This is a genomic window from Butyrivibrio hungatei (assembly GCF_001858005.1).
Classification (GTDB): domain Bacteria; phylum Bacillota; class Clostridia; order Lachnospirales; family Lachnospiraceae; genus Butyrivibrio; species Butyrivibrio hungatei.
Genome location: NZ_CP017831.1, coordinates 982,031 through 1,001,990 on the forward strand (window position 1 = coordinate 982,031; position 19,960 = coordinate 1,001,990).

The 19,960-nt window shown below is 40.8% G+C and carries 16 protein-coding genes; 11 read left to right on the forward strand and 5 right to left on the reverse strand.

Annotation, left to right across the window (positions count from 1 at the left end; all coding sequences use genetic code 11):
- Nucleotides 1-7 precede the first annotated feature (7 nt).
- The 6 genes from rseP to bhn_RS04815 all read left to right on the forward strand — a co-directional run bounded on the left by rseP (nucleotide 8) and on the right by bhn_RS04815 (nucleotide 9,535).
- Nucleotides 8-1,060: an RIP metalloprotease RseP gene (rseP, locus tag bhn_RS04790; protein WP_083385725.1), complete on the forward strand. Its 1,053-nt coding sequence runs from the start codon at nucleotides 8-10 to the stop codon at nucleotides 1,058-1,060.
- A gap of 19 nt (nucleotides 1,061-1,079) precedes the next feature.
- Nucleotides 1,080-2,135, forward strand: a complete 1,056-nt coding sequence (gene ispG / locus bhn_RS04795; protein WP_071175617.1) for a flavodoxin-dependent (E)-4-hydroxy-3-methylbut-2-enyl-diphosphate synthase — start codon at nucleotides 1,080-1,082, stop codon at nucleotides 2,133-2,135.
- Between the two features lie 35 nt (nucleotides 2,136-2,170).
- The gene (locus bhn_RS04800; protein ID WP_071175618.1) at nucleotides 2,171-6,700 is read left to right on the forward strand and encodes a PolC-type DNA polymerase III; all 4,530 of its coding nucleotides are present in this window, start codon (nucleotides 2,171-2,173) and stop codon (nucleotides 6,698-6,700) included.
- A gap of 585 nt (nucleotides 6,701-7,285) precedes the next feature.
- On the forward strand, nucleotides 7,286-7,735 hold the full coding sequence (locus bhn_RS04805) for a GNAT family N-acetyltransferase (protein WP_071175619.1): 450 nt from the start codon (nucleotides 7,286-7,288) through the stop codon (nucleotides 7,733-7,735).
- Nucleotides 7,736-7,866: 131 nt separating this feature from the next.
- A complete protein-coding gene (locus bhn_RS04810; RefSeq protein WP_071175620.1) occupies nucleotides 7,867-8,871 on the forward strand; it encodes a serine hydrolase domain-containing protein in 1,005 nt (334 codons plus the stop codon).
- A gap of 199 nt (nucleotides 8,872-9,070) precedes the next feature.
- Nucleotides 9,071-9,535, forward strand: coding sequence for an Hsp20/alpha crystallin family protein (locus bhn_RS04815; RefSeq protein WP_071175621.1), 465 nt, complete (start codon nucleotides 9,071-9,073; stop codon nucleotides 9,533-9,535).
- Between the two features lie 79 nt (nucleotides 9,536-9,614).
- Here the strand turns inward: bhn_RS04815 and bhn_RS04820 are convergent, their stop codons facing one another.
- From bhn_RS04820 to bhn_RS04830, 3 genes are read right to left on the reverse strand one after another with little or no spacing between them, the layout of a single operon-like run.
- Nucleotides 9,615-10,487 carry a histidine kinase dimerization/phospho-acceptor domain-containing protein gene (locus bhn_RS04820; protein WP_083385729.1) on the reverse strand — a complete coding sequence of 291 codons (873 nt, stop codon included), beginning with the start codon at nucleotides 10,485-10,487 and terminating at the stop codon, nucleotides 9,615-9,617.
- On the reverse strand, nucleotides 10,451-11,110 hold the full coding sequence (locus bhn_RS04825; RefSeq protein ID WP_071175623.1) for a response regulator transcription factor: 660 nt from the start codon (nucleotides 11,108-11,110) through the stop codon (nucleotides 10,451-10,453). The genes bhn_RS04820 and bhn_RS04825 overlap by 37 nt, the downstream gene beginning before the upstream one ends.
- Before the next feature lie 29 nt (nucleotides 11,111-11,139).
- Nucleotides 11,140-11,994, reverse strand: coding sequence for a TraX family protein (locus tag bhn_RS04830; RefSeq protein WP_071175624.1), 855 nt, complete (start codon nucleotides 11,992-11,994; stop codon nucleotides 11,140-11,142).
- 247 nt (nucleotides 11,995-12,241) lie between these two features.
- Between bhn_RS04830 and bhn_RS04835 the strand changes: the two genes are divergently transcribed.
- Nucleotides 12,242-12,892: a phosphatase PAP2 family protein gene (locus tag bhn_RS04835; protein ID WP_071175625.1), complete on the forward strand. Its 651-nt coding sequence runs from the start codon at nucleotides 12,242-12,244 to the stop codon at nucleotides 12,890-12,892.
- On the opposite strand, the gene bhn_RS04840 is transcribed toward bhn_RS04835, so the two are convergent.
- Nucleotides 12,889-14,235, reverse strand: a complete 1,347-nt coding sequence (locus tag bhn_RS04840; RefSeq protein ID WP_071175626.1) for an MATE family efflux transporter — start codon at nucleotides 14,233-14,235, stop codon at nucleotides 12,889-12,891. The genes bhn_RS04835 and bhn_RS04840 overlap by 4 nt on opposite strands.
- Nucleotides 14,236-14,366: 131 nt before the next feature.
- Here bhn_RS04840 and bhn_RS04845 point away from each other — a divergent pair, with 131 nt between their 5' ends.
- The 3 genes from bhn_RS04845 to bhn_RS04855 all read left to right on the forward strand — a co-directional run bounded on the left by bhn_RS04845 (nucleotide 14,367) and on the right by bhn_RS04855 (nucleotide 17,511).
- Nucleotides 14,367-15,281, forward strand: a complete 915-nt coding sequence (locus tag bhn_RS04845; protein WP_071175627.1) for a LysR family transcriptional regulator — start codon at nucleotides 14,367-14,369, stop codon at nucleotides 15,279-15,281.
- A 205-nt stretch (nucleotides 15,282-15,486) separates the two neighbouring features.
- Nucleotides 15,487-16,422 carry a cysteine synthase A gene (gene cysK, locus bhn_RS04850; RefSeq protein ID WP_071175628.1) on the forward strand — a complete coding sequence of 312 codons (936 nt, stop codon included), beginning with the start codon at nucleotides 15,487-15,489 and terminating at the stop codon, nucleotides 16,420-16,422.
- A gap of 186 nt (nucleotides 16,423-16,608) precedes the next feature.
- Nucleotides 16,609-17,511 (forward strand): LysR family transcriptional regulator, encoded by a 903-nt coding sequence (locus tag bhn_RS04855; RefSeq protein WP_071175629.1) that lies wholly within the window; start codon nucleotides 16,609-16,611, stop codon nucleotides 17,509-17,511.
- A 29-nt stretch (nucleotides 17,512-17,540) separates the two neighbouring features.
- Here the strand turns inward: bhn_RS04855 and bhn_RS04860 are convergent, their stop codons facing one another.
- Nucleotides 17,541-18,392, reverse strand: coding sequence for an AraC family transcriptional regulator (locus bhn_RS04860; protein WP_083385731.1), 852 nt, complete (start codon nucleotides 18,390-18,392; stop codon nucleotides 17,541-17,543).
- 125 nt (nucleotides 18,393-18,517) lie between these two features.
- On the opposite strand from bhn_RS04860, the gene bhn_RS04865 reads away from it, so the two are divergent.
- Entirely contained in the window at nucleotides 18,518-19,897 is a 1,380-nt protein-coding gene (locus bhn_RS04865; protein ID WP_236845965.1) for an MATE family efflux transporter, read from the forward strand.
- Nucleotides 19,898-19,960 lie beyond the last annotated feature (63 nt).

Sequence of the window (19,960 nt, forward strand, 5' to 3'; positions counted from 1 at the left end):
ATCTTATATGTTAATTAGTGTGATTATATTCTTTGTAATATTTGGAATACTGGTTACGTCCCATGAATTTGGACACTTTATCATTGCTAAATCTGGCGGTATCAGAGTCAACGAATTCTTTGTAGGAATGGGACCAACTATTTGGAAGAAAAAGAAGGGGGATACCTTATACAGTATCAAACTTCTTCCAATCGGCGGCGCTTGTGTGTTTGACGGAATGGATCCTGTAGAAGAGGAAAAAGAAGGCTATGATGAGCACTCATTTTTGAATGCTTCTGTATGGCGCAGAATCGCAACGCTTTTTGCAGGACCATTTGCAAACTTTATCATTGCTTATATCCTTGCAGTTATCTTAGTAAGCTTTTCTGCCTGGAATTTCCCTGTGATCAACGAGCTGACAGAGGATTCAGCTGCCCAGGAAGCAGGAATGCAGCCTGGTGACAAGATCATCAGTGTTGACGGTGAAAAGGTTTACATGGCAGGCGAGGTTACACTTATCTCCCAGTTCGCTGAAGGCTCTCCGATGGATATCGTATATGAGAGAGATGGACAGATCTATGAGACAACACTTACTCCAAAGTACAGTGCAGAAGCTGGAAGATACTACATGGGTGTTTATCTTGGAGAGTTTGGTGAGATCAAAGGACCACAGGCTCTTAAGTATGCCTGGTATGAAGTAAGATATTATTTTAAGACCACATACAGAAGCCTTGCTCTTTTGTTTAAGGGTAAGCTTTCAAGGGATGATGTTTCTGGACCTGTAGGAATGGTCAAGATCGTAGATGATGCTTATCAGGAGACCAAGCCTTATGGTATATCTTCAGTGATACTTACCATGCTTTCTCTTACAGTTCTTTTATCAGTTAACCTTGGAGTAATGAACCTTCTGCCACTTCCTGCGCTTGATGGAGGAAGACTGGTGTTCCAGTTCATTGAGGTTATATTTGGTAAAAAAGTACCACCAGAGAAGGAAGGATTCGTGCACATGATTGGTATGATCGCACTTCTGGGCCTGATGGTATTTGTACTGTTTAATGATATTACAAAGTTTACACGTTGATAATAGAAGAGGTTTAATGATGGCATATAGAGATAATACGAAAGTCATAAAAATTGGCGATAGAGTGATCGGTGGTGGCAATCCTATACTTATTCAGTCTATGACTAACACTAGAACTGAAGATGTACAGGCTACAGTTGCCCAGATCAAGAGACTTGAAGAGGCTGGATGTGAAATCATCAGATGCACAGTTCCTAATGAGGAGGCGGCTCTTGCTCTTAAGGAAATCAAAAAAGAGATCCATATTCCTCTTGTTGCTGATATCCACTTTGATTACAAGATGGCCATTGCTGCAATGGAAAATGGTGCTGACAAGATCAGGATCAATCCTGGTAATATTGGCTCAAAGGATAGGATCGCTGCAGTTGTAAGCTGTGCCAAGGAGAGAAATATTCCTATCAGAGTTGGCGTTAACAGCGGCTCTTTAGAAAAGAATCTAGTTGAGAAGTACGGCGGAGTAACAGCAGAAGGACTTGTAGAGAGCGCTTTGGACAAGATCGGAATTATTGAGGATCTTGGCTACGATAACATGGTTGTTAGTATCAAGTCTTCAAATGTTATGCTCTGCGTCAAGGCTCATGAGCTTCTTGCTCAGAAATGTCAGTATCCGCTTCACGTAGGAATAACAGAGGCTGGAACAGTTTATGGCGGAAATATCAAGTCATCAGTTGGGCTTGGAATTATCTTAAATGAAGGCATCGGCGATACTATCAGAGTATCTTTATCAGGTGATCCTGTAGAAGAGATCAAGACAGCCAAGACAATCCTCAGAACTCTTGATATCAGAAAGGGCGGTATCGAGGTTGTATCCTGTCCCACTTGCGGCAGGACCAAGATTGACCTTATCGGACTTGCCAATCAGGTTGAGACCATGGTTCAGAACTACGACCTTAATATCAAGGTTGCTGTTATGGGATGCGCTGTAAATGGCCCTGGAGAAGCTAAAGAAGCTGATATAGGAATTGCCGGAGGCATCGGGGAAGGACTTCTTATCAAGAACGGAGAAGTTGTGAAAAAAGTGCCTGAGGATCAGCTCCTTGCAGTCCTTAAGGATGAACTTGATCACTGGAAGTGATCGCTTAACGAGATTTTTGTTAGGGGAAGAGAAACGTGTCAAAATCTTTTTTTGAGGTATTTCCTGCTCTTAAATTAGACGCTCATACCAAAGAGATCATGGAACAGACCATGGTTGAAAAGGTGTCTACCACAAGAAAACAGGATTTTATCAGAGTATATATATCAAGTAATAAGTTAATAGAAAAAGAAGATATCTATAAAACTGAGACAGGTATCAAAAAGCAGCTTTTCGGCAATCAAGATCTTACGGTCAAGATCTATGAAAAGTTTTCTCTTTCTGCTCAGTACACTCCAGAGAATCTTATTGACATTTATAAAGACAGCATCGAGATGGAACTTAAAGACTATGACCATATGGAATATAGTCTTTTTCGTTCTGCTTCTTTTGTATATCCAAATGACAAAAGCGTTGTCATAAAGCTTGAAGACAGCGTAGTAGGCAAAAAGAAGGCTCCTGATCTTGTACGAGTACTTGATAAGATCATCAATGAAAGATGCGGACTATCTGTTGATATAACACCTGAATTTGTTGAGGTAGAAAAAGAAACCAAAGAACCTGATTATTCTTCAGAGTCAGCCAAGATGGCTAAAAAGCTTGAAGCTGCTGAGGCAGAGTCAGAGGAAAAGAAAAAGCAGAAGGAAGAAAAAGAAGCTAAGGAAGCCGCAGCAAAGGCAGAAGCTGAGAAAACGCCAGAGCCTCAAAAGAGTTCAAACGGCGCTGCAACTCCTTCCTTTACCAAGGGCAAATGGGCAGGCAAAAAGGGCGACTTCGGCGGAAGCTACAAGAAGTCAGATAATCCTGATGTTGTATTTGGACGTGACTTTGACGATGAGACCATGAAGCTTTCAGATCTTATCGGAGAGCTTGGCGAAGTAACTATACATGGTCAGGTCATAGCCTTTGATAAAAGAGATATCAGAAACGAGAAGAGTATTCTTATCTTCGATATTACTGACTTTACAGATTCCATAACAGTCAAGATGTTCGTTAAGACTGAAGATGTACCTGATATCACCAAGGACATCAAGCCTGGTGCATTTCTTAAGCTCAAAGGTATAGCAGCTGTGGATAAGTTTGACCATGAGCTGTCTATCCAGTCTGTTGTAGGAGTCAAGAAGATACCTGACTTTACAAGTAAGCGAGTAGATAGAGCTGATGTAAAGCGTGTTGAACTTCACTGCCATACCAAGATGAGTGATATGGATGGTGTTTCTGAGGTAAAAGACATTGTAAAGCAAGCCTACAAATGGGGCATGCCAGGTATCGCCATCACTGATCACGGTGTTGTTCAGTCCCTTACTATAGCCAACCACGTGTGGGAAGACCTTTTTAGTGATGAAAAGAAACGAAGAAAAGAAGCTGGAGAACCTCCTATCGAGAGACAGGATTTCTTTAAGCTTGTTCTTGGTGTAGAAGCATATCTTGTAGACGACCTCAAAGAGATTGTAGTAAATGACAAGGGACAGCCCCTTGATGACACTACTTTTGTAGTATTTGACATTGAGACAACAGGTTTTTCACCTATTAAGAATAAGATCATTGAGATTGGCGCTGTTAAGATCAGAAATGGTGAGATCATAGACAGATTCTCAGAGTTTATTAATCCACAGGTCCCAATTCCTTACAGGATTGAGAAACTCACAAGTATCACAGATGAGATGGTAATGGATGCCCCTACAAGAGAGGTCATCATTCCTCAGTTTGTGGAGTTCTGTAAAGATGCAGTACTTGTAGGACATAACGTAGGCTTTGATATCAGCTTTATCAATCAGAACTGTAAAGAACTTGGAATTGATGTGGACTACACAACAGTAGATACCCTCTGGCTTTCAAGGTATTTCTTCCCACTTCAGGCTAAGCATACTCTTGATGCAGTTGCCAAGACTCTTAACGTAGTTCTTGATCACCATCACAGAGCTGTTGATGATGCTGAGTGTACAGCCCTTATCTTTAACAAGTTTATTCCTATGTTAAAAGAGCAGAAGGCTCAGAATCTTACTGATGTAAATATTTTAGGTAAGCCAACCAAGGAGATGATAAGACATCTTCGTCCAAACCACTGCATCATCCTTGCCAAGAACACTCTTGGAAGAGTTAATCTTTATACTCTTGTCAGTGAATCACACATTGACTACTTTAGAAGATTTCCTCTTATTCCTAAGAGTGAGCTGATAAAGCATAGAGAAGGACTCATTGTTGGTAGTGCCTGCTGCGCTGGTGAACTATACGGTGCTGTGGTGGAAGGAAGGCCGCCAGAAGAGATCGCAAGACTTGTGGACTTTTATGATTACCTTGAGATCCAGCCTGTTGGCAATAACCACTTCATGGTTGATTCCGAGAGATACGAAGACATTAACAGTGATGACGATATCAGAGACATCAACAAAGAAATCGTAAGACTTGGTGAGCAGTTCAATAAGCCTGTTGTGGCTACCTGCGATGCCCATTTCTTAAATCCAGAAGATGAGATATACAGGACTATCATCATGGCCGGCAAAGGTATGAATGATGAGGAGCCGGCACCTCTTTTCCTAAGAACTACAGAGGAGATGATGGAGGAGTTCGATTATCTTGGTGGCGACAAGGCAAAAGAGATAGTAATAGACAATACCAGAAAGATTCTTGATATGTGCGATAGTATCTCGCCGGTTCGACCTGATAAGTGCGCCCCTGTCATTGAAAATTCTGATGAGATCCTGACCAAGATCTGTTACGACAAGGCTCATGAGATCTACGGTGAGAATCTTCCTGAGATAGTAAAAGAGCGACTTGAAAGAGAGCTTAACTCTATTATCAAGAACGGTTTCGCGGTTATGTATATCATTGCCCAGAAGCTGGTTTGGAAGTCCAATGAGGACGGATATCTGGTAGGTTCCAGAGGTTCTGTAGGATCTTCCTTCGTTGCGTTTACATCAGGTATTACGGAGGTTAACTCCCTTAGTCCGCACTATGTGTGCCCTAAGTGTAAATACTCTGATTTTGATTCTGAAGACGTACTTAAGTACGCCGGTAATTCAGGTTGTGATATGCCGGATAAGAGATGCCCTAAGTGCGGCGCCATGATGAACAAGGATGGCTTTGATATTCCTTTCGAGACCTTCCTTGGATTCAAGGGTGATAAAGAGCCTGATATCGACCTTAACTTCTCTGGAGAGTATCAGTCCAAGGCCCACAAGTATACGGAAGTTATCTTTGGCTATGGACAGACCTTCAGAGCTGGAACAATTGCGGCTCTTGCGGACAAGACTGCTTATGGTTTCGTCAAAAAATATTATGATGGAATCGGGGCCAGCAAGAGAAAATGTGAGATAAACAGAATAGTTCAGGGATGTACCGGTATCAGACGTGGTACAGGTCAGCACCCTGGTGGAATCATAGTACTTCCTGTTGGAGAGGATATTAACTCATTCTGTCCTGTTCAGCATCCTGCTAACGATATGACAACAGCTACTATTACAACACACTACGATTACCACTCAATTGATCATAACCTGTTAAAACTCGATATTCTCGGCCACGATGATCCTACCATGATCAGATTCCTTCAGGATTGTACAGGCCTTGATCCTAAGACCGTACCTCTTGATGACAAGAATGTAATGAGTTTGTTTATGAATACAACTGCTCTTGGAGTAACTCCTGAGCAGCTTGGCGGCACCAAGCTAGGATGTCTTGGACTTCCTGAGTTTGGTACTGACTTCGCTATGCAGATGGTTATCGATGCACATCCTACATCATTGTCCCACCTTATCCGTATTTCAGGTCTTTCACATGGTACGGACGTTTGGCTTGGCAATGCCCAGACCCTCATTCAGGAAGGCAAGGCTACTATCGATACCTGTATCTGTTGTCGAGACGATATCATGATCTACCTGATCCAGAAGGGAATGGACAAGTCACTTTCCTTCAAGACCATGGAGTCAGTTCGTAAAGGTAAGGGACTTAAGCCGGAGATGGAAGAAGCTATGATCGCAGCTGGCGTTCCTGACTGGTATATCTGGTCCTGCAAAAAGATCAAGTACATGTTCCCTAAGGCGCATGCGGCTGCGTACGTTATGATGGCCTGGAGAATTGCTTACTTTAAGGTTTACGTGCCACAGGCTTTCTATGCTGCCTGGTTTAGTATAAGAGCTAAGGCCTTCAACTACGAGCACATGTGTCAGGGTGAGAATCACCTTCATGCTATCATGCGTGAGTACAACAATAAGAAGGATGAGCTTACAAATGCTCAGCAGGCTGAGTATGGCGATATGAGACTTGTAGAGGAAATGTACGAGAGAGGAATTGAGTTCCTTCCTATCGATATATTCAAGGTTAAGTCTCGTGAGTTCCAGGTAATTGGAGACAAGATCATGCCATCCCTTACCAGTATCGATGGTATGGGTGAAAAAGCTGCAGACCAGATCGTGGAGGCAGCCAAGGACGGACCATTCCTTTCAAAGGATGATTTCAAGCAAAGAACCAAGTGCCCACAGACAGTAATGGAGAAGATGGCTGATATGGGACTTCTGGGAGACATTCCAGACTCCAACCAGATCAGTATCTTTGACTTTATGAAGTAAGGGGCTTTTTGGAATTAAAAGGTGGTTATGTTGTGGATGGGCTTTTTGGAGCTTTGTAATCATTTTGCTGACGCTCTCGCTTCGTGAAAAACGTAGCAGTACTAGGCTTATAAAGGACATAAGCCAAGTACTGACGTTTTTCAAGACAGCAAAATTGCTTACAAAGTCTCCAAAAAGCCCGTCTACTGCATGCACTTTTAACTCTAAAAAGCCTAGGTACTGCCTACATTATAGATTCTATGAAATAGGCAGTGAGATTTGGAGGAGTTTTACTGCCTATTTTTGTAATTGATGAAAAGTGGCAGTTGATTTTAGAGAAGGGATTCTGCCTAAATTGAGAAAATGAGAATATAGGCAGTTGAATTGAAGGTGGTTGTACTGCCTAAATTTTGAATATGTAAAAGAGGCAGTTTTACAGAGGTGAAATAAACTGCCTCTTTTGTTAAATGTGTAATTTAGGCAGAAGGACAAGCTAAAAAAGCACTGCCTATATCTATAGAATGGAAATAGAGGCAGAAGAAAAGAAATAATTAGTAAAATTCCAGTTTTATAGACGATGACAAATCGCAATTTGTGAGGATGTTTATGAAGGTTATGATATGCGAGAATGCGGATTGGCTACTGTCAGAAGAAGCGTTTTCAATCTATGCTTCCTGTATGTATCATCCGGCATACAAGGACTATAAAGGACAGATGGATGACCTGTTATGCGATCCGTCGACAAAAGTATTTGTATATGAAAATCAAGGCAGGAAAACAGGTATGATAATCCTGAAGTTTTCAGATGCTGCCGCGGAAATCATTGGAATAGCCGTATCTGTTGATGCTCGCCGTAAGGGAATCGGAAAACAACTGATCCGGCGTGTAATGGAATTGGATGATCTGGAATGCGTCAAAGCCCAAACTGATGATGATTCGATTGGTTTTTACCGCAAATGCGGCTTTTCGGAGGAGAAGATCGTCATTGAATACCCTGACGGGCCAGCAGTTCGATATAACTGCGTTCTGCATAAACAGACAACTTCAAATTTGTAGGGAGATTAACTTCCAGTTTTATTCGCTATATCTTTGACTACATATTTTTTAAGATTTTTCTTGAAAAAGATTTTTAATTCGATTAGCCTTTTCTTAGGACGTCCGAATCTTTCCTAAGAGGAGGCTTTTTTATGAATAAAGAACAACTTCATAGGTACATTTCCCAGAGCAGCGGTAATGAGAGTAATGTCTGCCAGATCTATGCTATCAAAGATGGCGAGGTAGCACTTGATGATTGCTGGCATGGATTCAAGACACTTGATGCGATGAATGTAAATTCTGTGACCAAAGGAGTTATGGGACTTCTTGCAGGAATTGCACTGGATAAGGGCTATCTCAAGAATTTGGATCAAAAGGTGATGGATTTTTTCCCTGATTATACCGTAAAGCGTGGTGAGAAGACCATATACGATGTTACGATCAGGCATCTCCTTACTATGACAGCTCCATATAAAGGTAAGTCAGAACCCTGGAAGAAGGTGTGTACTTCACAGGACTTTACTCTTGCGATACTTGATTATCTTGGAGGCCGCAGTGGAATCACTGGTGAGTTTAGGTATGCTACCCTTGGCATTCAGATTCTGGCAGGAATAATCGAGAGAGCTACTGGTGAGAAATGCATAGATTTTGCCAACAAAAATCTCTTTGAGCCACTTGGGCTTCCAGAGCGAATACTACACGGTGACAGTTCCAAAGAAGATCAGTTTGATTTCTTTATGAACAAGAATCCCAGGAAATACGAGTGGTACTCTGACCCTCAGGGTACAGTTACGGCTGGCTGGGGATTATGTATGTCGGCAAGAGACATGGCTGTGATCGGCGCGATGGTGCTAGGTGGTGGCTTGTATAATGGAAAAAGAATTATCTCAGAAGAATACTTGAAAGACATGCTGGCACCTCACATTAAGCTTGGTGAGCGATTCGGCTTCATGAACTATGGTTACTTATGGTACAAGCCCTTCGATGATAAAGAGGTATATGCAGCGATTGGCGACAGCGGAAACATCATCTATGTTAACAAAGAGATAAATGTATCTGTGGGAATGACAGGCACATTCAAGCCAAGGATCTTTGATCGTGTGGAATTCATAGAGAAAAAGGTCTTGCCAGCTATAAGAACTGCTTACAGATATTAATTCTGTATTGAAGAATACAATATCTTTTTATCCAAATTAGCACTCTAGGTTGACGAGTGCTAATTTTGGTGTTATACCATAAGTAGAACAAAGGAACAGAGAAGACCGTTAGGACTTAGAGGTTCCAATGATCCAAACCCTCCGTCCCAATGCTCAATAACAGTTAACAAATTGTTTTTGTGCAAAGGAGGTAAGCATTATGTTAGCACCTAGTATTTTTGAAGAGAATTTTATTGATGATCTGTTCGGATTCCCTTACATGAAGGAATTTGGCAACATGGAACATGACATGGAGCGTAAGCTCTATGGCAGAAAGGCATCAAGGATGATGAAGACTGATATCCGGGAAAAAGATGATAATTACGAGATTTCAGTAGACCTTCCTGGATTCAAGAAAGAAGACATTACAGTAGAACTTGATAATGGCTACATCACCATCAATGCTTCTAAGAATCTTGACAAGGATGAAGATAACAAAAAAGGCAAACTCCTCAGACAGGAACGTTATGCTGGATCTATGACAAGAAGCTTCTATGTTGGCGAGAATGTTGAAAAAGAAGATGTCGATGCAAATTACAGACATGGTGTTCTCAATCTGACGATTCCTAAAAAGGCGATAGAGAAAAAAATCCCGGAAAAGAATCTGATAGCCATTGAAGGCTAATACATAATATCACTCTTTCAGCCCTCCACTACTCATACAGTAGTGGAGGGCCGTTTCAATTATATATCCTCATTTGCCGCTACTTTTCAAGAATATCAAGAACGCTCAGGGCAATCTTTTCAGAATTACGAACTATGGCTTCAAGGCTTTCCTTGGACTCTTCATCGCAGTCTTTCTCCATGAGAAGATCTGCGTTTCCTCTGATGACAGTCAGAGGAGTCTTGAGGTCATGGGCTATCTGAGCCATCTGAGCCTTTGAATCCTGTTCTTTTTTCCATTTTTCTTCCATGGTGGCAACAAGCTCTTTGTGCATGCCTTCAGTTGCAATATTTATCTGATCAAGCTCGTAGATGCCTGTGTTTATGGCTGATACGCTAAGGTCTTGTCTCTTTAGGCTCTCTGTATAATCAAATACTTTTCTAAGGCTACTTTTGATCTTTTTGACCAGAACCACAGTTGGAATCAGGACTTCCAACAGGTATGCAAGGGCTAAGCCAAAAAGGAACAGGTACTCGTAAGGTGCACTTACGCAGTAGTGAATAAATGCGCTTTCGTCTGCAGCATCCATACGCAGATAAACATCCTGGCCTTTTAGCATTCTGCCATTTTCAGGACTAGATTCCTTAGCGAATTTACGAAGCGCCTTCTCCTTGGAAGGTGATACCTTTGCAAAGATTTCTTTTCCGTCAGCTGAGATCATGATAATATCTGCCCCTTCTGGGAAAAGAGCTGTGTTTATCTCGCCGCTTTCCTGACAATCATAGATCCAGGCTTCCACTGCCTTTTCTACATTATCTGCGGCATAAGAGCTTTCTCCTTTAAGGAAGAAAGAAATAAACATGATAGCAACGAGAGTAGTAAATCCAATCAACACGCAGACAATTGCAATATAAATGCCAATCATACGGCTTATAGTCATGCTTCTTTTTTCCATCTGTAACCAATTCCCCATACTGTTTCAATAACGCTTCCTGCGCCTGATAGCTTTCTTCTAAGATTCTTGATGTGTTCAGTTACTGCTGATTCATCGCCATCCTTATCAAAGCCATAGATCTTTTCATAAATCTGTTCCTTGGAAAAGACCTGTCCCTTGTTCCTTATAAGGAGCATAGCGATGTCAAATTCGCTCTTGGTAAGTGATAGTTCTTTTCCATCAACCTGGACGAGCCTGGAGTCAGGGTAAATACTGATATTTCCGTCCTTGATGCACGCACTGTGATCACGCTTATCACGCCTTATGTGGGCGGCAACCCTGGCCCTAAGCTCAGCGATGGCGAAAGGCTTTCTGATATAATCATCAGCGCCAATGGACAGACCATAGATAACGTCTTCTTCAAGAGCCTTGGCGCTTAAGAAGATGATGGGAGCATCAGTCTTGTCACGGATCCTACTTAAAAGAGAATACCCATCTTCACCAGGCATCATCACATCCGTGATCAAGAGGTCGTAGTCTGCAAGGCTTTCTGGAATCTCCTCAAAGGGTCTGTGCACTGTTGTCACTTCATAATCTGAAGAGAGAGCCTTTTTGATTAGTATCAGAATGTCTTTTTCGTCATCAATTACTAGTAATTTCATTAAATATCGTCCCCACAGGGTGTTAGTTTTTAGAATAATGCATAGGCAATAAGTGATATGCCATATAACACGTAGATGTGGGCTGGGTAAAAGAGGTAAAAGAACCTTGAATTTCCATGGCCACGCTCTCCATTATAGCAGAGCATGAATATTGCTGAAAAGACTGACATCCATTCATAGGCTTCAAATATAAGAGTGTGAACATTAAATGATCCAATAGCAAGTGACACAAGTCCAATTCCGTACAAGAGCTCAAAGATAACAAATGCGTAGATTCTTGCGTTCTTATTCTTGCAAAAACTAAACAGATATAGGATCATGCCTTCAATAAGTGTAAGAGTTCCGCCATCTTGGATCATGGTATGAAGTGGAAGAATCGTGAAGTTGATCAGGCTTGCAAGGATATTAACTGTATGGTTATCTGTATATGGTATATATACAAAGTATATAAAGAGATATGGCAGTATAACTGGGATTACTACAGCCAGGATTCCAATAAGGAATTTCTTTTGTCTGATAAGTTCAATTCCCATAAGTACTACTAGAAGTACCACAAAGCTTGTAAGCATAGCGTTTGCAGGTATGAAACCATCGCCTCTTACTGCAAAGTCAAGTACATTGTAAAAGCCGAATCGTATGAGACCCATGATTATTGAGATAGAGTAGATCTTAAGAAAATATTTCTTTTTGTCATGTGTGTGTGTGAAGCCTTCTACGAGGCAGAACAGGAATAAAGGAGCTGCCAGTCTGCCGAGCCATGAGAACCAAATAGGAATCATGCCTGTGAATTCAAAGAAGTAGTGAATGTGGTCTAACACCATAAATATAAGAGCCAGGTATTTTAGTTCAAATCCTGTGAGACCTTTTTTAAGTAAGTTTTTCATTTTGATTTCCTCCAATATAAGGCGCAGTGCCTTTGTTTTTCTGTATTTCGCTTTCTATGGTTAGAAGGATATCAGGCAATTATAAGGAATTTATAAGGATATTAAAAAAAATAGAAATTGTTACCATCCCCAAACTGTGAATGGTAACCAGAAATTAAGAAAAGTTCTTTTTTTATGTGGGGATAAAAGGTATAGTAGTAGGTGAGTCAGTACAAAGAGTCTTTGAAAGACCTTATAAGGAGAAAAAATGAAGAAAAGAAATAGTTTAGTACAGGGAATCATTTATTTAGCATTATTCGTAGTGCTGATAATACTAGTTAAGACAGTGGATGTTGCAGCAATTGGCCCAGAGAATACAGAGATTGGTCTGTCACATATCAATCAGACAGTACATGAAGTTTTTGGAATCAATATGTTTTGGTACAAGCTTACAGAGGTGTTTGGAATACTTGCACTCTTGGTTGTAGCCATATTTGCAGTGATGGGACTTGTTCAGCTTATTAAGAGAAAGAGCATCGCAAAGGTAGATAGAGAGATCCTTTGTCTTGGCGGTGTGTATGCTGTGACACTTGTTACTTATGCACTTTTTGAGAAGGTTGTTATCAACTACAGACCTATCATTGAAGAGGGGGCTGAGCATGTAGAAGCATCATTTCCTTCATCACATACAATGCTGATCGTAACAGTATTTGCAACACTTACATTTGTGATCGGGGAGTATGTTAAGGCTGACAAGCTTCAGGGACTTATCAGAATAGTGAGCCTTGTGATCGTTTGTCTTACAATAGTTGGAAGACTTGTATGCGGAGTTCACTGGTTTACAGATATCCTTGGCGGATGTCTTATCAGCCTTTGTTTTATTAACTTATTTGATCATTTTCTTAGAAAAGCAGATTAAGCTTTAGATTTCAGACCCATAACTACATAATAAGTGATCATTAGCATTATGAATGCGCCTATCCATGCGGAAACTTCGGAAAGTGCAATGCCTCTAAAGCTTGCTCGTCCAACAGTAAAGCAAACGGTTAGGCGCATTATTACTTCTAAGGCGCCAGATAGCATAGGTACGAAGGTGTTACCAAGTCCCTGAACTGAGTATCGATATACAAAGAGCCATCCAAGGGCAAAGAGGCTTATTCCAAGGATCGGAAGGAAGTCTTTGCAGTAGGAGATGATCTCAGGGTCGCTAAGGAATATCCTTGCAAGCTGCTCCGGGAAAAGAATCTGTAAAAGGGCAAGAGGGATATTTAAGACAGTAGCTAGTAACAGACCTTGTCTTACACCTTTCCTGATCCTGTCATATTTACCTGCTCCCATATTCTGGCCTACAAAGGTCATCATAGAAAGACCTGCAGACATGCCGAACTGCTCAAATAGTGAAGCAAACTTCATGCAGGCAGAATAGGCAGCCACATAGCCACTTCCCATAAGGTTTACAAAATACTGAAGAATGATTCCGCCGGCAGCAGTTATGGAGTTCATAAATGCAACGGGGATACCGATCTTAACAAGTTCAAAGGTAATATTCTTGCCATTAACTTCAGCATCTGAATAATTCTTTTTATCAAATATATCTATCATCTTGATCTTGTAGAAGCAGTAGATAAATGAAAAGAGCTGTGCAAGAACTGTAGCTATAGCTGCTCCTGCAACGCCAATTCCAAGTCCCATAACAAGGAAGATATCCATGACGATATTTGCAAGAGAAGAGATGATCATTGCTGACAGCGGAGTTTTGCTATCTCCAAGGGATTGAAGGATTGTGATCGCAAGATTATTAAGGACAGTGATCACGATTCCAATGAGGATGATCACAAAGTATATATAGGCATCTTCTATGATGTCAGCTGGAGTCTGCATGAACTTAAGCATTGATCTAAGGGCTAGAATGCATACAACTGATAATACAAGTGAAATGCCGATGCAGAGTCTTTTGGAAGCAGATATGTAGGCCCTTAGCATGGCATGATCTTCACGTCCAAAGCACTGTGCAAAGAGAATGCCAAAGCCTCTTGTCATACCGATGGCAAAGCCAAGAATAAGAAAGTTTAAAGTTCCAGATGCTCCAACTGCAGCAAGGGCCTTATCTGAGATTCCTTTACCAACTATGATGCTGTCTACAAGGCTATAAACTTGCTGAAAGAGATTCCCCCAAAGCAGAGGAATAAAAAACAGTACTATCTGTTTAAAACTGTTTCCTGAAGTCATGTTTCTGGTTGTGCTTTCAGATTGTCTTGGCATTTTAAGTTTCCCTCTTTTAATAAAATAATAATGATTAAATCATAGCAAATAATAAATAGAAATGCTCGAATTTTCTGTAGGAATAAGGCATAATAAATCTTGAAGATTTTGAACTTACAGGAGTAAAAATCATGAATATAGTACAGATCAAATATGTATTAGAGGTAGCTACCTCTTCTTCCATGAGAGAAGCTGCCAGCAAACTTTATGTATCACAGCCAGCCATTTCAGCAAGCATCAAAGAGCTTGAGGATGAGCTGGGATTTCTTATTTTTGAGAGGACAAACAAGGGAATCTCTTTAACTGACGCAGGAAGAGAATTTATTTCCTATGCCAAAAAAGCCGTTGCTCAGTACGAGATCTTAGAGGACAGATATATTTCAAAGGATAGTGACAAAGAAAGATTCTCTGTATCTACTCAGCACTATAACTTCTCTATTAAGGCTTTTACTGATGTTATCAAGAAAAGTGATCCGGAGAAGTTCGTTTTTGCTATCCATGAGACCAAGACAAGAGAAGTTTTGGAGGATGTCAGATCACTTAAGAGTGAGGTAGGAATAATCTCTTTTTCCGGAGCCAATGAGGGAATCATGAAAAAACTCTTCAAGGAATATCAGCTTGAGTTTACTCCTCTTATGAGAAGAGAAACCTATGTATATGTTTGGAAAGACCACGAGCTTGCAGGTAGAAAGAGCATATCCATAGAAGAAATGAGAGATTATCCATGTGTGTCTTTTGACCAGACTGATGATAACAGTAATTTCTATCTGACAGAGGAGGCTATGGCAGACTATGACTTTCCTAAGATGATAAAGTCTGATGACAGAGCAACTACAATGGAGATCATTGCTGAGCTTGGAGGATATTCAATTGGTTCAGGAATGCTTACAGGAGACGATGTTATCCTTGGAGGAATGGTGGCGATCAAGCTTGAGGAAGAGGATCCTCTTACAATCGGCTATATCACAAGAAGGGGAAGTGTCTTATCTTCATATGGAGAAGCTTATGTGGAGGAGCTTCTTAAGTACAAGGAAATCTGCGGGTGATAAAGGCTGTTTATCACAGACAATAAATATCCCGTAATTTGCAGATACTACGCGGCATGATATTATTCATCTCGATAGATGATAAGTAATCATTAACTCTGCCGATAAGGTTTGTTTAATTTCATTTATGAGATGGACGTGTTAGTATCATATCATCAAATAACGGATACGAAATCAAATCAAGATAAATGGAGGAAAAAAAACAATGGCAGACATCAAAGAAAGCGCATTAGAACTTATCGGGGGAACACCACTTCTTAAACTTAATGGTTATAGTAAGAATGCAGGAGTAACAAATGCAACAATTCTTGCAAAGCTTGAGTATTTAAATCCAGCAGGATCAGTTAAAGACAGAGTAGCTCTTAGCATGATCGAGGATGCTGAAAAGAGTGGTAAGTTAAAACCAGGGGCAACAATCATCGAGCCTACTTCAGGAAATACAGGAATCGGTCTTGCAGCAGTTGCAGCAGCTAAGGGATACAAAGCAATCCTTACACTGCCAGATACAATGAGTGTTGAGAGAAGAAATCTTCTCAAGGCATACGGCGCAGAGATTGTTCTTACAGAAGGTGCCAAGGGAATGAAGGGAGCAATTGCCAAGGCAGAAGAGCTCAATGGTCAGATTGAAGGATCAATCATTCTTGGTCAGTTCGTAAACCCAGCAAACCCAGCCGTACACAAAGCTACAACTGGTCCTGAGATCTGGAAGCAGACAGATGGTAAGGTAGACATCTTCGTAGCTGGTGTAGGTACAGGCGGAACAGTTACTGGCGTAGGTGAATACTTAAAAGAGCAGAATCCTAACGTTAAGGTTGTTGCTGTAGAGCCAGCAACCAGCCCAGTTCTTTCACAGGGCACAGCAGGACCTCACAAGATTCAGGGAATTGGTGCAGGATTTGTTCCTGATACACTTAACACCAAGATCTATGATGAAGTAATCGCTATCGAAAACGAAGATGCATTTGCAGAAGGCAAGAAATTTGCTATATCAGAAGGTATCCTCGTTGGTATTTCATCAGGTGCTGCACTTAAGGCTGCTACTATCCTTGCACAGAGAGAAGAGAACAAGGGTAAGAATATCGTAGTTCTTTTACCAGATTCTGGTGACAGATATCTTTCCACACCACTATTTGCCGACTAATATATATTCTTTGAACATCCATAGACTGTTCATAATCTATTGCTCCGAAGCTCATTTGCCCCGGAGCAATAATTTTATCCAGATGTTTTAGGAGACGACCATGGGAAAATATAACTCTTTACGAATAGCTGTGATGTGGTATTATTTGTAAAAATAATACTTTTTTGCGTTAAAGGGGTAATGCACATGACTATATTACAGCTTAAGTACGTTATTGCCATAGATGAGGAATGCTCTATGAGGAAGGCAGCGGATAGACTCTATGTTTCGCAGCCGGGACTTTCAAGTGCAGTCAGAGATCTTGAGAATGAGATCGGGATCCAGATCTTTGAGAGAGTACATAATGGAGTTGTGACTACTCCTGCTGGTTCCAGCTTTATTGCTTATGCCAGACATGCGGTAGAGCAGTTTGAGAAGGTTGAAGAAAAATATCTTAATTCAAGGACAGAGAAGCCTACTTTTTCTGTATCTATGCAACATTACACTGTTGCTGTTAATGCCTTTATTGATACTGTAAAAGAGTTTGATCTTGAGGAGTATCAGTACTTTATCAGAGAGACTCAGACTAGCGAAGTTATTGAGGACGTTAAGACCATGAGAAGTGAGGTTGGTGTTATTGCCCTTTCTGACTTTAACAAGAATACATTCAAAAAAGTCTTTGTGGATGCTTCTCTTGAATTTCATGAGCTCTTTACTCGTGATACCTACGTATATATGAGAAAAGATCATCCATTGGCCGGACAGGATGAGATATCCCTTGAAGAACTCAAGGACTACCCTTGCATGGTATTTGATCAGGGAGACAATAACTCTTTTTACTACAGAGAAGAAGCCCTTGCTACCTATGATTACAAGAAGGTCATCAGCACCAACGAAAGAGCTACATCTATTGAGCTTATGCTGGGACTTAATGGTTACGCAGTTGGCGCTGCTATGCTGGGGGAGAGCCTTAATGAATCTGAGCTTACAGCTATCAAGCTAAAAGAGGACGAGACTCTTACCTTTGGCTACATCACCAGAAAGGGCAGTGAACTTTCTGAAATGGGACAGGCGTTCGTAGAAAAGCTTGAAGCATACAAGGAAGACTGATAGAGATCTATAAGATGATGGTGAGATGATCACTGCTTATAGAGCTTCCTGTATTCTCTTGGCGAATAACCAGTGATGTCATGGAAGGTCTTGTTAAAAGCTGTGGTTGACTGAAAGCCTGCCTGAAACGCACATTCTGTGATTGATATGCTCTCATCAAGAAGAAGTGATGCCGCGCTCCTGACACGTATATTTGCCAGGTATGCTGGAAAAGACATGTTCATATGCTGTTTAAAGAGCTTTGAAAAATAGTAGGTGCTAAGTCCGATCTCTTTTGCTACCTCTGACTGAGTTATGTTATCAGAGGAGTTTTCCATGATATAGTTGCAGGCAGCATGAATATATTTCCAGCTTCTCTTGCGGGAAACAAGATCATCAGATGTTTCTTTCTTGGCTTCGGCAAGGACATGGTTACCAATCTTTAATAAAATATCATAGATACACAGCTTACACTGAGTCTCGGAAAGAGGATCAGAAAGTTCGTGTATCTTTTTTATTTCCAGAATTTCTTGGGTTATGTATTTTGCAAGTTCAGGTTCCTTTGAGGCTGAAATGTAATGGCAGTCGTATAGGAATCTGGAAATTGAGACAAGATCCAGGCTGTTCTCAATAATTGCAGATGAGAACTGGACAAAAAGAGCTGCATTATCAGGAATAGACACTGTCTCATGGATCTGATGAGGCCAGATCAAAAGCACATCCCCTTTTTTTAATTCATAGAAGGTATCACTTACACGATACCTGCAGCCGTCTTTGAGTATGATAGTAAACTCGGCAGCGTTATGCCAGTGAGGTGGATATGTCACGGGGCATCCGTTTTTGACTACATATATATTTGAAGGTGTATTAAATTGTATTTTTTCTTTTCTTGCGTTTCCCATGGAATAATAATAACAAAAAATGGGCAAAAATTGGCAAAAAATATATATCAATTTAAAAAGATGCGGGACTAGAATGATACTACAAATGTAGGTAGTTTCAGCATTTTATGTGGAGTGGGATTATTATGAAAAGAAAAGAGATCGATTTTACACAGGGAAGTCCATTAAAGCTTATACTTTCCTTCTACTGGCCACTGCTTCTTACCAGTATGCTTCAGCAGTTTTACAACTTTGCAGATACCTGGATAGTTGGCAAAGGCCTTGGAGACAATGCCCTTGCTGCTGTAGGTAACATGGGATCATTGTTTTTTCTGATAGTTGGTTTTTCCTTTGGACTTGCCAATGGATTTGCAGTACTTGTAGCTCAGAGCTATGGAGCCAAAGATATTGAGACTTTAAAACACAGATTTGCAGGAGTAATAGAACTTGGCGTTGTTTTGGCAGTGATCTTGTCTGTAAGTAGTGTCGCATTTTTGCCCTATGCATTAAGACTTTTAAGGACAGATGAGCTTATCATTGCTGATAGCTTAAAGTATGGATATATCGTCTTTGGCGGGCTTTCGGCCGGTATATGCTACAATATTTCTGGGGCTATATTAAGGGCTTTGGGAGACAGCAGAACACCTCTTAAGGCTATTATCATTTCTTCAATCTTAAATCTTTCCCTGGATAGCCTGTTTATCTTTAAGCTTCACATGGGCGTTGAGGGAGCAGCCATTGCAACACTGTGCTCTCAGGTTATTTCATCCATCATATGTATTAATAGCCTTAGAAAGATGGAAGTTCTTAAATTACAAAAAGAGTATTTCATAAATGAAAAGAGAATTTTTTTGGACCTGCTTAAAAATGGTCTTCCTATGGCACTTATGAACTCCATCACAGCTATAGGCTGTATGGTAGTACAGTACTTTGTAAATGGATTCGGAGTTGTATACACAGCGGCTTATGCAGCTTGCAGCAAGTATCTGAATCTTTTCATGAATCCTGCAACAACAGCAGGAAATGCCATGAGTGCCTATACCAGCCAGAACTATGGTGCCGGCAGATATGACAGGATAAAACAGGGCTTTAAGGTATGCCTTGGAATCGCACTTACAGCCTACGTGCTCCTTGGCTCTGTTATGGTATTTATTCCAGATAAGCTTGCTGCGATCCTTTTATCAGGTGAAGAGCAGATAGGACTTGTGTGCCTGTTCCTTCCAAGATGCGGCATTATGATGATCTTTTTAAATATATTATTTGTAGTCAGAAGTGCCGTTCAAGGTATGGGTAAGCCAATGCTTCCTATGCTTTCAGGTATTTTAGAGATGATCCTTAGGACCTTTGTTATTTCTTTCTTCATAGGAAGGATAGGATTCAAGGCTACAGCTTATACAGAGATAAGCGCTTGGCTCGGGGCACTTTTTGTGAATGGGTATGCACTTTACATCTCACTTATGCCACTTCTTAGACAGAGCAAAGAAGAAAGAAAAAATGAGAGGGTTATATTAAATAGTCATGCATAACATAGTAGCAAATTAAAGAGGATTGCTCCACAGATGCAGTTCTGTGACAAAGTAATAGATTCA